The sequence below is a fragment of the Nocardiopsis sp. NPDC007018 genome (genome assembly GCF_040635075.1).
Taxonomy (GTDB): domain Bacteria; phylum Actinomycetota; class Actinomycetes; order Streptosporangiales; family Streptosporangiaceae; genus Nocardiopsis.
In genome coordinates this window covers 1-13710 of sequence record NZ_JBEYHA010000014.1, presented here as the reverse complement: position 1 = coordinate 13710, position 13710 = coordinate 1, and the positions used below count along the sequence as shown (strand labels likewise).

Sequence of the window (13710 nt, the reverse complement as noted above, 5' to 3'; positions counted from 1 at the left end):
CCACAGGAGGCACCGGTCATGACCGGTGCCTCCTCCCACGGGGGCGAACCCCCACCCCCTCACGGGGGAGCGGTCTGCCTCCCAGAGGCAGGACCGCCACCGGCCGGGCTCAGCTCCGAGGCTCCCGGTTCCGCCACGCCCGGTCCAACGCGGCGGTGAACACCTCCAGGGGCTGGGCCCCGGAGATCCCGAAGGCACGGTCCACGACGAAGAACGGCACCCCGGTGGCACCCAGCCGACGGGCGGTGCGCACGTCCTCCTCCACCTGCGCGGTGTAGGCGTCGGTGGTCAGGACGGCTCGGGCCCGTTCGGCGTCCAGGCCGATCTCCACGGCCAGCTCCACCAGGGTGTCCACCCGTCCCAGGTCACGGGCCTCCACCAGCTGGGCCCGCATGAGCCGCTCGTGGGCCTGTCCGCCCAGCCCCCGCTCCCGGGCCAGGTGGGTCAGCCGGTGGGCGTCGAAGGTGTTGACCATGACCGCGCCGTCGAACTCGTAGTGCAGCCCCTCCGCGGCCGCGACCTCGCGGACCTGGGCGGTCATCTCCCGGACCTGGTCGGGGGTGGCGTTCATCTTCTTGGCCAGGGAGTCCAGGACCGGTTCGCCCACACCGCGCGGGAAGCCCGGGTCGAGCTGGAAGCTGCGCCAGACCACCTCGACCTCCTCCGCGTGCTCGAAACCCTCCAGAGCCCGCTCCAGGCGCCGCTTGCCGATGTAGCACCACGGGCACACGATGTCCGACCACACCTCGATCCGCACGCTCGCCCCCCTCACCAGCAGATTCCGTCCGAGCACGCGGGCGCGTCCTCGGACCCCAACACCACCAGGCCGCCGACCTCCGGCAGGGGAACGCTCTCCCCGTCGCCCGTTCCGACGATCCCGGGCTCCGGCGCGTCCTGCGCTCGCCGCTGCGGCTCGCCCACACCCACCACCCCTCACTCACTTCTTGTGCGTAACCTACTGATCAGTGAGTATGCAGGCAGAACAGACCGGCCTCAAAAGGAACTCCCATGTCCGTAACGAACACCCCTGTGCCCCTGACCGAACGCGACCTCACCCCCGACCCCGAGGACTGCCCGGTCCGCGAGGTCCTGGACCGGGTCGGCGACAAGTGGAGCGTGCTCGTCATCGTCCTGCTCGGGCGACGCACCCACCGCTACGGCGAACTCCACCGCGCCGTCGAGGGCATCAGCCAGCGCATGCTCACCCTGACCCTGCGCGCCCTGGTCCGCGACGGGCTCGTGGAACGCACCGCCCACCCCACCGTGCCACCGCGCGTGGACTACTCCCTGACCGCGCTCGGCCACACCCTGCTGGAGCCGCTCACCGCCCTGGACCGCTGGGCCCAGGAACACCGCCAGGACGTGCGCGCCGCCCGCGAGCGCCACGACCGCGACCACGCCTGACCCCCCGGGGGGAGCGGCCCTCAACCCCTGGCCCGGTAGCGCGCCACCGCCCTGGCCCGGGCCAGGACCAACAACTCCCGGGTGCGATCGGCGGTGCGCGGCCCGGGATTGAGCACCGACACCCACCCCTGGGCGGCGTAGACCGGGTGCGGCAGAAACCGGTCCAGCTCGGAGGCGTCACACCCCCGCCCGCTCCCGGCGTACGCGGCGGGGGAGCGGCCCACCACCTCCTCGAACGACACCCGACCCACGGCGGCGTTGACCCGGAACACCCCGGGGCGATCCAGGCGCGAGGCGGTGTCGAAACCCGGATAGTCCTTGGTCACCAGGGTCGCGAAGGGCGCGAAGCCCGCCCGATCACGCGCCCGCCCGTCCGGTTCGTACAGGAAGAAGGAGTCACCCCACGCGATCTCGGGTGAGCCGTCCCCGACCCCGGCCGTCATCACCCGCACCCCGTCCAGCCCGCGCACGAACCCGAGCACCTCGTCCTGGTCCACCACGTCCCCCTCACCCGGTCCGGGCGCCCCCAGTGACCGCCCTCCCTTCAAGTGTGTCATTCAACCGCTTTGTGAGACTTTCACCGACCCAGAGTTCGCTGAGCACCACAGAAAGCTCGCACACCCTCAAATACTGACCAGCCTCACCCTCGCCGGGGCCGCTCAGCCGAACGCAGGAACACCAGAGCCACCACGGCGCGCACTGCTCGACGCCATCATCGCCGCCACACCCGCCGAGGACACCACCCCCGGCCCCGGCACCCGCGCCTAGGACACGGCCCCCTCCAACGCCCAGGCGGGCAACGGCTCCGTACGCTCCACCCACTCCCGAGGCAACGACCCCACCGTCATCCCCGCCCCCAGCACACCCCCCACGACCGCGCACGTGGTGTCCATGTCACCACCCGGCGCCACCGTCGCCCACAACGCCGACGCCAACCCCGACCGGAACCGCGCCGCCACCCACAACGCGAACGGCACCGTGTCCAGGGCACTGACCCGCGACCCGTTACCCAACTCCCGCGCCACCGCCACCGGGTCGGAGGTCACCAGCAGCGCACGGGCGTCCCGCACCGCCTCACGCATCCGCCCCCCGGGCAGCCACGCCACCACCCCGTCCAGGAACGGGCCCGCGCCCAACGGCTCGCGCCGCGCCACCAGGGCCGCGGCCACCGCCACCGCCACCGCGCCGTCCACCGCCTCGGGATGGGTGTGCGTCACCAGGGCGCTCACCCGCGCCCGCTCGACGACCTCCTCCAGGTCCTCGGCGTACCAGGCCCCCAACGGGGCCACCCGCATCGCCGCCCCGTTCCCGAACGACCCCGCCCCCTCGAACAACCCCGACGCCAACGACCGCCAGTCACCGCCCTCGCGCACCAGACGCAACAAGCGCCCCGTCGCCGGACCGTACCCCCGGTCGAAGTCGTGGTGGAGGGCGAAGGAGGACGCCAACCGGTCGGCGTCCACCACACCACCACGCGCCACCTCGGCGTAGACCGACGCCGCCATCTCGGTGTCGTCGGTCCACTGCCAGGGACCGGGCGGCAACTCGCGCTCCTCCAGGAACACACGGTTGTCGGGAACGAAGAACTGAGAGCCGAAGGCGTCACCCACGGCCAGAGCGGACAGGGACCCCAGGGCGCGCACCGGGCGCGCGACGTCGATGGTGTGCATAACACCCCCATCCTCACGCGCCGGGCCCCCACTGTCCACGCTCCCGCACCGCCCACCCCGCGCCCACGTGACCACAACCGGCACAGCACGTGCCCCAGAGTCCGCTCCGGGGAAGACCCCCACCTGGACCCGCCCGCACCGACCGCCCCCACAAGGAGCACCGTGCCACCAGCCCCCACCCACCAACGCCCCGTCGAAGAACCCTCCCACGACCGCGCCGTCGGCGCCCTGCTCGGCACACTGGCCGCAGCGGCCCTGGTCGGCGCCCCCGCACCCCTGGCACAGCGCTTCGCCTCCGCCGCCACCGACCCGCCCGAACCGGGCCCCCTGGAGGGCACCGGACCCCGCCCCCTGGCCCTGCTGGTCCACACCGCGCTGCGCCACCGCACCGCCGCGCCCCCCGCCCGCTCGCCCGAGCACGCCGCGTGGGTGCGCACCCTGCGCTCCCTGGTCCTGACCGGCGGAGCCCCCGCCTCGCAGCCCGCCCTGGAGCACACCGCCCACAACGATCCCCTGGGCGTGTCCTGGCGGGCCCTGACCCGCACCCCCGTCCCGGCCGACGCCCCGGCAAGGGGCGTGTTCGCCTGCGACCACCTGGTGGACGCGGTCTGGGCGGCCCACCACGCCCACGGGGACCCGGCCGCGATGTACACCGGAGCGCTGGCCGGAGCCCGCTGGGGCGCCTCGGCCCTGCCCCTCCAGGCACTGCGGGGGCTCAGCGAACACACCGACCCCCACGCGCTGACCACCGCGGCCCTGGCCGCCCTCAACGGCCCTCACCCCGACCGCTGGCCCCACCTGCCCATCCGCCACCGACCCGACCAGCGTCTGCCGCCCTTCGCCGTACCCCACCCCCTGGACCCCGACGTCCTGCTCGGCAACCTCGACCACCTGCGCACCCACCCCGAACAGGTGGACGCGGTCGTCTCCCTGTGCCGCACCCACCCCCGGGACGCACCCCACCTGGCCGGGGCCGACTGGGTACGGGTGTGGCTGCACGACACCCCCGGCCGCAACCCGAACCTGCACTTCACCCTGGACGAGGCCGCCTCCGCCGTGGCCGCGCTGCGCGCCGAGGGCAAACGGGTCCTGCTGCACTGCTGGGCCGGCGCCTCCCGCACCCCGGCGGTGGCCGCCCGCTACGCCACCGCCTCCCTGGGCGCCCCGCCCCTGCCCACCATGGCCGCCCTCATCCCCGCCGTGGGCGGACACCTGGACAACCCCACCCTGTCCCAGGCGGTCGCCGAACTCCACGGCCTACCCCTGCCCGACCCCCTGACCAGCCTCTTCCCCCACGGGCTGCCCCCGCGCCGACCAGAACTGAGAACCTTCCAGAACAGCGGGTGATAAGTTCCACAAACCGGCACTTTCCGGTACCGTTACCCTCGCGTTACCCCTAGGCTCTGCGCCCGGACCCCGTGCGATGCCACCGGCGGTCCCCGCTGTCACCCGTGCTCGGCTCCACCGACACCCGGAGCCCGCACCACCGGCGCACCGCGCCTTCCACGGCCGAGCGCCCGGAAGAGCCACCGCCACACCCCTGTTCCCGTTCGAAGGACTGAGTTGTGGGCACCAACGAGCCCCAGATCCCGCCCGCCGACGACCACGAACCGGCCACCGAGGCCGCGCCCGTCGTCGGCCCCCGCCAGGCCGCCGCGCGCTCACGCTCACGACGCAAGCGGGCCCTGGTCGTGGCCTCCGCGGCCGGCCTGACCCTGGTCGTGGGCGGCACCGCGGCAGCCGCCGTCCTGATCACCGGCACCGACCCGGGCACCGCCACCAACGCCGCCGGCATCCCGCAGGCCCAACCCCAGACGCTCGTCGTCGAGGAGCCCGCACCAGACACCGAACCGCCCCAGGACGACCAGGACCGCACCCAGGCCGCAGCGCCCCAGGCCCTGACCGCCACCGGCTCCGACATCCGCGAGGAACCCGAGGAGGAGGAGACCACCGCACCCGAGGAACCCTCCGGCGACACCGGCACCTCCGAAGGCTCCAGCGGCGGCCAGGGCACCGGCGAGGGCGGCACCTGCCAGGCCTCCTTCTACGGCGACGGCTTCCACGGAGCCACCACCGCCAACGGCGAGACCTTCGACACCTACGGCATGACCGCTGCCCACAAGACACTGCCGTTCAACACGATGGTCAAGGTGACCAACCCCAACAACGGCAAATCCGTCACGGTCCGCATCAACGACCGCGGCCCCTTCATCGCCGGACGCTGCCTGGACCTGTCCACGGCCGCCTTCGACCAGATCATCGGCACCGGCGCCGGCGTGGGCACCGTCGCCTGGGAGGTCGTGGGCTGACCCCACCCCCCAACAGCCGCACCCGGCGCGCCCCGCACCCCCAACGGGTGCGGGGCGCGCCGCCCTCACCCCCACCCCTTCCCGGGGGCGCCACCCCCGCCCCACCGGCGCGAACGAGACCCACACGTCACCCCGGCATGGCACAATCCCCACCACCGCAGACACCACAACACCAAGGGGAGTCGGGCGTTGTTCCGCACCACCACCGGCTGGGTCGTCTCACCCACCGACCTCGTCGACACACTGGAGTGCGACCACCGCAGCGCCCTCAAGAGCGCCCTGGCCGCCCACGTGCCCGGAGCACCCCGCCCCGACGAGGTCGACACCCTCGTCGCCCACCACGGCGACCTCCACGAAAGAGCCGAACTCGACCGCCTGACCACCCTGTTCGGCCACGACCTGGTCCGTATCGACCCACCCACCGCCGACGACCACTCCCTGGCCGCCGCCGCCCACGCCACCGCCCAGGCCATGGCCGCCGGAGCACCCGTCATCTACCAGGCGTCCTTCCACCACCCCCTCACCGACACCGTCGCCTTCCACGGACGCGCCGACTTCCTCATCCGCTCCGACCTGGACCCCACCACCGGCACCCCCCGCCCCAACGCACCCACCCCCCACACCTACGAACCCTGGGACACCAAACTCGCCCGCCGCCCCGGCCCCGCCGCCGTCGTCCAACTCGCCGCCTACGCCCAGGCCGTGTCCGTCCTCCACGGACACACCCCCCACCACATGCACCTCCTCACCGGCGACCAACACACCCACACCCTGCCCACCGCCGAGTTCACCCCCATCCTCACCACCGTCACCCAACGCCTCCTCACCCACCTGGCCACCGAACCCGCCCTGCCCACACCCACCTGGGGCCAACCCCGCCCCGCCTGCGACGGCTGCGGCTACGCCACCTGGTGCGCCCAAGGCCGCACCGACGCCCGCCACCTGTCACTGGTCGCCGGACTACGCACCGACCAGGCCACCAAACTCACCGACGCCGGCATCGACACCATCGACGCCCTGGCCCACGCCCCCGACCACGCCCGCCCCACCACCCTGCCCCGCCGCTCCTTCGACCAACTCCGCGCCCAAGCCGCCCTCCAGGTCCGCCAGGACACCACCCGCACCCCCACCAACCCCCAGGGCACCGTCACCGCCGAGGTGTTCTCACCCGAAGGCCTGGCCACCCTGCCCGCACCCAGCCCCGGCGACGTCTTCTTCGACATGGAGGGCTACCCCTACCACTCCCGCCAGGGCGAACGCGGCCTCGAATACCTGTTCGGCGCCACCACCGAGGACGAGAACGGCCAGGAGACCTTCCACGCCTTCTGGGCCCACGACCGCGCCCAGGAGAAGAAGGCCCTGGAGGACTTCGTCGACTTCGCCACCGCCCGCATCGACGCCGACGAGAACGCACACGTCTACCACTACGCCTCCTACGAGGTCGACCGCCTCACCCACCTGAGCGCCGAGTTCGACACCCGCGAGGAGGAGGTCAACCGGCTCCTGCGCGAGAACCGCCTCGTGGACCTGTTCACCGTCGTCCGCAAGAGCCTGCGCGTGTCCCAACGCTCCTACTCCATCAAGTACCTCGAACCCCTCTACCTCGGCGCCGGCCGCGACGGCGGCGTCACCACCGCCGCCTCCAGCATCGACGCCTACGCCGCCTACCTGGCCGCCCGCGAGGCCGACGACACCCCCACCGCCGAACGCGTCCTGGCCGACATCGCCGCCTACAACCGCGACGACTGCCACTCCACCGCCCGCCTACGCGACTGGTTGGAGACCCACCGCACCCAACAGGGCATCACCGACCGGCCCCTCATCCAGTTCGAACTCTCCGAAGAGGAGACCGAACGCGCCCGCAAACGCGCCGAGAGGGCCGCCCGCCACGCCGCCCTCACCGAACCCCTCCTGGCCCACGTCCCCTCCGACCCCGACCAGCGCACCCCCGACGACACACCCCGCGCGGCCCTGGCCGCCCTGGTCGGCTACTACCAGCGCGAGAACACCCCGCCCTGGCGCGAACACTTCCAACGCCAGAGCGCACCCCTGGCCGACCTGGAGACCGACAGCAACTGCGCCGTGCCCTGGCAGGTCCACGTGGGGGAGTGGGAGGAACCCACCGGACGACGCACCAAAGCCCGCCGCGAGGTGTCCATGCGCCTGGACCGCGCCCACCCCAACCCCTTCACCACCGGCGAGAGCGTCCACCTCCTCCACCCAGGCGCCCCCGGCCAGGCCGCCACCACCCACCCCGCCACGGTCGTGCGCGCCGAACCCGACGCCCTGACCCTGGTGGAGACCGCCCACCCCGACCAGACCGTCTCCCGCGCACCCGTGGCGGCCCTGCCCGGCTCCCCGGTGGACCCCAAACCCAAGGACGGCGCCCTGGAGAGCGTCGCCCACACCGCCGTCGCCGACCTGCCCCACTGGCCCCACCACCCCGGCCTGGACGTCCTGCGCCGCCTGCCCCCGCGCCTGAACCCGCCCGGCCCGCTCCCCGCCCCCGACCCGGGCGACCCCATCAGCGCCGCCATCGCCGCCGTGGACCGCCTGGACCACTCCTACCTCGCCGTCCAGGGCCCGCCCGGCGCCGGAAAGACCTACCTGGCCGCCCAACTCATCACCCACCTCATCAAGGAGGGCCGCAGCGTCGGAGTGTGCTCCACCGGCCACAAGGCCGTGGAGAACGTCATGTCCGCCGCCCTGCGCGCCGCCGACCGACAGGGCCTGGAGGTGGCCGCCGCCAAACGCCCCCGCGGCGGCAAGAAGGACCCCGACGCCCCCTGGGAACAACCCTCCAGCCAGAAGGTCCTGGCCAACTGGCGGGCCAAACGCACCGCCCAGGGCCAACCCGTCCTCATCGGCGGCACCGCCTGGGGCATGTCCGGCGCCGACACCGTCGCCGACCCCCTGGACGTCCTCATCATCGACGAGGCCGGACAGTTCGCCCTGGCCGACACCCTGGCCGTGTCGGCCAGCGCCCGCAACCTCGTCCTGCTCGGCGACCCCCAACAACTACCCCAGGTCGTCCAAGGGGTCCACACCGAGGGCGCCGACGCCTCCGCCCTCCAACACCTCATGGGCACCGACCCCATCATCGACCCCGCCCTGGGCTACTTCCTGGACCAGACCCGCCGCATGCACCCCCAGGTGTGCGCCCCCGTCTCCGCCCTGTCCTACCAGGGCCGCCTCCAAGCCCACCCCAGCACCGCCCACCGCACCCTGGGCACCCCCACCGCACCCACCCGCCTCACACCGGGCGTGTACACCCTGCCCGTCCACCACACCGGCCGCACCACCCACAGCCCCGAGGAGGTCGAGGCGGTGGTCGCCACCGCCCGCCACCTGGTCACCGAACACGTCACCACCGACCCCGACCAGGGACCGCGCCCCCTCACCGGCCACGACATCCTCGTCGTGGCCCCCTACAACCTCCAGGTACGCACCCTGCGCCAGGCCCTGACCCACGCCCAACACCACACCCCCGCCCTGGAAGGGGTACGGGTGGGCACCGTCGACAAGTTCCAGGGCCAGGAGGCCGCGGCCGTCCTGTGCTCCATGACCACCTCCGACGCCGCCGAGACCAGCCGCGGCCCCTCCTTCGTCCTGGACCGCAACCGGCTCAACGTCGCCCTCTCCCGCGCCCAGGTCCTGGCCGTGGTCGTGCACTCACCCGACCTGCTCACCACCACCCCCCGCACCATCGACGAACTACGCCTGCTGGCCTCCTTCACCGGACTGGTCACCACCGCCCGCCCCTGGCCCCACCCCTGACCGGCCCACCGTGAGAACCACCCCACACGCCCCCGCTCCCGGGTTTCGGACACCCCCCAGGTGGAGTACGTTTTAGGGAGCACACCACGCCCGACCGCGAGCGCCCCCGCGCGCCGCGCGCGGGCCACGGCGTGCACACGCGAGGGAGTGTTCCGCGGCTGCGCGGATGTTCTGCCCGGCCCCCACCGCACCCGCGCCCACCGGGCCGCGCGGCGCGGACACGGCCGACAGCGCACCCGCACCGGCGAACACCACCCAGCCCACCCCCACGCCCGCTGGTGGGCCACGCCGCCCGGCCCGCCACCGTTCTCGAAAGGCACCACGGCCCCCGTGTCTGAACGTCCCTCCTCCTCCGGCGGTGGCCGCAACACCCGCCACCCCACCGGCATCCGTGTCGTCATCATCGTCCTGGCCCTGCTCGCCCTGGCCCTGGGCCCCTTCGGCTACCTCATGGGCGTGGACGCCGACTCCCACGCTGGATCGGCCGCCGAATGGTTCACCCTCGCCTTCGGGGCCGCCGTGGGCCTGCCCTTCCTGGCCGCGGCCGTGGCCACCGTGGCCGGCGACCGCAGGGCCGCCCTGTGGTCGCTCGTACTGCTGGTCTGGCCCGTGGTGTTCGTGGTGGTGATCCACGCCGCCGGTCTGGCCGGGTAGGCTCCCGGGGGTGTCACCCAAGAAACGCAACCGCCGCAAACCCCTCAAGGGGTCCGCCCAGGCCCCGGCCAACGACCGGGACCACACCGAACGGGGACGCGTCGAACCCGGCAGCACCCCGGACCGGCGCCCGCTCAGCCGCACCCCGCTCACCCTCGCCGAGCCCCCCGACCGCCGGGTCACCGCCCTGTGGGTCGTGCTGTGGGCACTGTGGGGCCTGGGCAGCCCCCTGGCCCTGCTGGCCCTGCTCCTGGCCGGACTCAACGCCTTCGACACCGCCACCCTGCCCCTGGACCCCGCCGCCGCACCCGACCCGGGCGCGCTCGCCGACCAGGAGGCCCAGGCCGTGCGCGCCATCGGCACCGCCCTGGTGTGGTTCCTGATCATGGCCTGGGCCGTCCCGGCCCTGGGAGCGGTCACCGCCACCGTACTGCGCCGCAAGATGGCGGCCATCGCCTTCACCGTCGCACTGGCGCTCTCGGTGGGCCTGCTCCTGCTCACCGTCTCACCCGGCGAACTCTGGGCGGCGCTGAGCGCCCACCTGTCCGGCTGAGACCCCACCACCCCCTTACCGCCCCGCCTGCCACTCCTGGGCCCCCACCCGGGTCACAATGGAACCCGTGGACACCACCGACGCCTCCCCGCAACCCGAGCCCCGGGCCGAGATCGCCCTGCCCACCACCGTGCGCGCCCGCCTCCAACACCTGGACCACGGCGTCCTGGTCGACACCCGAGCCCTGGAACGGGTCCGCGAACGCTTCGACACCGAACAGGCCCACACCCTGGGCCGGTTCCTGGCCAACGCCCAGTCACCGGCCACCCTGCGCGCCTACCGCGCCGACTGGACCTCCTTCGGCGCCTGGTGCCTGGCCGAACAGCGCACCTCCCTCCCGGCCGACCCCGTGGACGTGGCCGTCTACCTCGCGGCCTGCGCCGAACAACGCGGCCAGGACGGCACCACCTGGGCCTACTCACCCGCCACCCTGGAACGCCGCTCGGCCGCCATCGCCGCCGTCCACGGCGCCCACGGCCTGGACTCGCCCACCCGCGCCGAAGTGGTGCGCATGACCCTGCGCGGTATCCGCCGCACCCGCAGGGCCCGCCCGCGCCGCAAGGCCCCCGTGGTACTGGACACCCTGGAGGCGATGCTGGCGGTGCGCCCACCCGAGGGACACCCCGGGGGAGTGGCGCGCAGACGCGACGCCGTACTGCTGCTCACCGGGTTCGCCGGGGCGCTACGCCGCTCGGAACTGGCCGGACTGACCTTCGACGACCTCCAGACCCGCACCGACCCCGCCACGGGAGCGCCCACCCTGGTGGCGTCACTGTGGGCGACCAAGACCGACCAGGAGGGCCGCGCCCACCAACGGGTCGCGCTACCCCGGGGCCGCCACCGCGCGACCTGCCCGGTGTGCGCGGTGGTCGACTGGTCACAGTTGCTGGTGGTGCACCGCGACGGGGGAGGCGAGGCGGTACGGGAGTGGCTCCAGCGACCCCGAGCCCCCCAGCCCGCCGCCCGCGCCCACTCCTGCCAGGGCCTGACCCGACTGGAACTGGCCGACGGCACCCAGCGCCCGCTGCTGCCGTCCGTGGACCGCCACGGACGCCCAGCGGACAGGGCGATGACACCCAAGGCCGTGGGCAACCTGGTCAAACGCTACGCGCAACGGGCCGGGCTGGACCCCGACGACTTCGGCGGGCACTCACTACGGGCCGGATTCGCCACCCAGGCGGCACTGGGCGGGGCCACCGACCGCGAGATCATGCGCCAGGGCCGGTGGACCAACGCCCAGACCGTCCACGACTACATCCGCACCGCCAACCCGCTGGAGGACAACGCGGTCACCAGACTGGGCCTGTGAGCCCCGCAGGGCGTGTGACCTGCGACTCAAAGGCCACCCCCGCATCTCGAATCTCCAACAAACCCATCAGCAACACCCGATACTGGCCGTTAAAGTGCGATCCTTCCCTGATGAGACATTAGGTTGGTTGCGTGAGAAAGGGGACGGACCCATGGTCGACGAGTTTCGCGCGGCATTCCAAGAACTGATCGACGCCTCCGTCGCCACCGACCCCCAACAGTTCCCGCCAGCCGTCCACAAGGTCTACCTCCTGGCCTCCCAGATCCCCACCTCCGAACGAGAACTGGCCCTGGAAGCCCTCACACCCCTACTCACCGGAGACCACGCCGCCCCCGGCATCATCGCCGACCTGTCCGTGGTCGCCGGAGCCCTCGTCGAGATGGGCACCGAACCCGGCCCCGCCGGAACCGAAATCCTCCACCGCCTACGCACCATGGGCAAAGGCGCCATCGTCTTCCTCCGCGCCTGGGAACGCACCGGCGGCGGACCACCCCCCGACCCCGACGCCGTCACCGCCGACGCCGAAGCACGCGTCGCCACCGAACTGGGCCCCGACGCCCCCGCCGCCACCATGTGCTGGTGGACCATCCGCCGCCACGGCCTGGCCGCCCGCACCATGCTCGCCGAATCCAGCGTCCGCGCCCACACCCGACGCGACCCCGCCCTGCACGCCGAACTCGTCGCCATCGCCAACCAACTCAGCGACCAACTCACCGAGTTCGGCGAGGTCCGCGCCCTCCTCAGCATGGCCGAAGCCTCCTCGGCCCTGGTCATGGACCGCGCCTCCGGGCGCGCCTTCCGCGTCCTCTTCGACGGCATCGGCGACAACTTCCAACTCCACACCCTGCTCGCCGACGCCCTCATCGGCCCCCACCGACAGGGCCTGCCCGGCGACGCCCCCGACCCGCGCTGGACCACCTCCTTCCGCGACGGCCCCGTCGACCCCGCCGCCCAGACCGTCTGGGGCTGGTGGAACCTGGTCGCCCACGACGGCTCCTGGGTCTGGAACGAAGGCGTCCCCGCCGACATCCCCACCATCGACGGCGAACACGTCCTGGTCCTGGACGAACAGCCCTACCCCCGCTCCTGGAACGCCGGCCGCCGCCACCCCCACGTACGCGGCTGGCTGGAGGTCGACTCCGAACTCGACCCCGACGAGGCCGCCCTGTGGTGGAAGCGCGTCGCCCCGGCCGAACCCGCCATCCCCGACCCGGACGCACAGGACCACACGCCTCTGCCCGAACCGGTGGTGCTCAACACCCCCGCCTCCGAGGCCCAGCGCGTACGCGGGTTCGTCCCCCAGCTCGACGACGAGGACACCCCCCACCCCGCCCCGCGACCCCCTGAGTCCACCGACCAGGCACCCGCCACCGAAGACCCGCCCCAGGAGACCCGACCCGCCTCGCCCGGCACGGGCACCGACGGCCGACACCCCCTGGAGGACCCCGCACCCGTGGGCGACCCTCCCGAGGAGACCGCGCCCGAGCCGCCCGGGGCCGCACCGGCCCAGGACCCGACTTCGGACACCTCACGCGACCGGGCCGACCACGCACAGGGCCGGGGGAGCGCCACTCCCGACCCGGCCGACCACGCGCACCACGCCCCCGCGATGACCACCCGGTTCGCGGCGGTGCAGACCCCCGGCCCCGAGGCCCCCGCGCGGGCCGAACGGCAAGGGCACGACCAGGACGCGGCGCAGCCCGCAGCAGCCGCGCCCGCGCACCCGCCCCAGGACGCCGCCGATCCCGAACCGGAGCGGGGGAGTGCGCGACCCGCCCCGCGACCGGCACACACGACCACCACGCCCACCGGGCTGCCCCAACTACCGCGCGGGGTCTCCCAGAGCTCGGGGTGGGGCCCGGCCTGGCGCTGAGACCCGCAAGGGGCCCTGAGACACCCCCCGAATGCCGTGGGGCCCGGGAGAGCGACGCTCTCCCGGACGCGCCGCGCCAGCTGGGAGGCGTGTTCGCGGTCGGACTCGTGGATGCCGATGTCCAGCAGGGACAGGCCCACGTAGTCGCGCCCGCCTACGAA

Annotated in this window: 12 protein-coding genes; 8 read left to right on the top strand and 4 right to left on the bottom strand. The window is 73.5% G+C overall.

Features of this window, described 5'->3' with window-relative positions; translation table 11 throughout:
• Window positions 1-109: 109 nt before the first annotated feature.
• Both ABZ635_RS10145 and ABZ635_RS10140 read right to left on the bottom strand, forming a co-directional pair.
• Window positions 110-757: a DsbA family oxidoreductase gene (locus ABZ635_RS10145; RefSeq protein ID WP_357762201.1), complete on the bottom strand. Its 648-nt coding sequence runs from the start codon at window positions 755-757 to the stop codon at window positions 110-112.
• Window positions 758-768: 11 nt separating this feature from the next.
• Window positions 769-921, bottom strand: coding sequence for a hypothetical protein (locus tag ABZ635_RS10140; protein ID WP_357761853.1), 153 nt, complete (start codon window positions 919-921; stop codon window positions 769-771).
• Between the two features lie 87 nt (window positions 922-1008).
• Between ABZ635_RS10140 and ABZ635_RS10135 the strand changes: the two genes are divergently transcribed.
• Window positions 1009-1404: a helix-turn-helix domain-containing protein gene (locus ABZ635_RS10135; RefSeq protein ID WP_357761850.1), complete on the top strand. Its 396-nt coding sequence runs from the start codon at window positions 1009-1011 to the stop codon at window positions 1402-1404.
• Between the two features lie 20 nt (window positions 1405-1424).
• On the opposite strand, the gene ABZ635_RS10130 is transcribed toward ABZ635_RS10135, so the two are convergent.
• Together ABZ635_RS10130 and ABZ635_RS10125 are read right to left on the bottom strand one after the other, a co-directional pair.
• Entirely contained in the window at window positions 1425-1961 is a 537-nt protein-coding gene (locus ABZ635_RS10130; protein ID WP_357761847.1) for a DUF6194 family protein, read from the bottom strand.
• Window positions 1962-2168: 207 nt separating this feature from the next.
• A complete protein-coding gene (locus ABZ635_RS10125) occupies window positions 2169-3074 on the bottom strand; it encodes an ADP-ribosylglycohydrolase family protein (RefSeq protein WP_357761844.1) in 906 nt (301 codons plus the stop codon).
• A 162-nt stretch (window positions 3075-3236) separates the two neighbouring features.
• Here ABZ635_RS10125 and ABZ635_RS10120 point away from each other — a divergent pair, with 162 nt between their 5' ends.
• The 7 genes from ABZ635_RS10120 (at window position 3237) to ABZ635_RS10090 (ending at window position 13549) form a co-directional block, all read left to right on the top strand.
• Window positions 3237-4421, top strand: coding sequence for a protein phosphatase (locus ABZ635_RS10120; protein WP_357761841.1), 1185 nt, complete (start codon window positions 3237-3239; stop codon window positions 4419-4421).
• A 218-nt stretch (window positions 4422-4639) separates the two neighbouring features.
• On the top strand, window positions 4640-5383 hold the full coding sequence (locus tag ABZ635_RS10115; RefSeq protein ID WP_357761838.1) for a septal ring lytic transglycosylase RlpA family protein: 744 nt from the start codon (window positions 4640-4642) through the stop codon (window positions 5381-5383).
• Between the two features lie 189 nt (window positions 5384-5572).
• Window positions 5573-9160, top strand: a complete 3588-nt coding sequence (locus ABZ635_RS10110; protein ID WP_357761835.1) for a TM0106 family RecB-like putative nuclease — start codon at window positions 5573-5575, stop codon at window positions 9158-9160.
• A 330-nt stretch (window positions 9161-9490) separates the two neighbouring features.
• A complete protein-coding gene (locus ABZ635_RS10105; RefSeq protein ID WP_357761832.1) occupies window positions 9491-9814 on the top strand; it encodes a hypothetical protein in 324 nt (107 codons plus the stop codon).
• 10 nt (window positions 9815-9824) lie between these two features.
• Complete coding sequence (locus ABZ635_RS10100; RefSeq protein ID WP_357761830.1) at window positions 9825-10367, top strand: hypothetical protein; 543 nt, start codon at window positions 9825-9827, stop codon at window positions 10365-10367.
• A gap of 58 nt (window positions 10368-10425) precedes the next feature.
• Window positions 10426-11676 carry a site-specific integrase gene (locus ABZ635_RS10095; protein ID WP_357761827.1) on the top strand — a complete coding sequence of 417 codons (1251 nt, stop codon included), beginning with the start codon at window positions 10426-10428 and terminating at the stop codon, window positions 11674-11676.
• Window positions 11677-11827: 151 nt separating this feature from the next.
• Window positions 11828-13549, top strand: coding sequence for a hypothetical protein (locus ABZ635_RS10090; protein ID WP_357761824.1), 1722 nt, complete (start codon window positions 11828-11830; stop codon window positions 13547-13549).
• The last annotated feature ends 161 nt before the right edge of the window (window positions 13550-13710 follow it).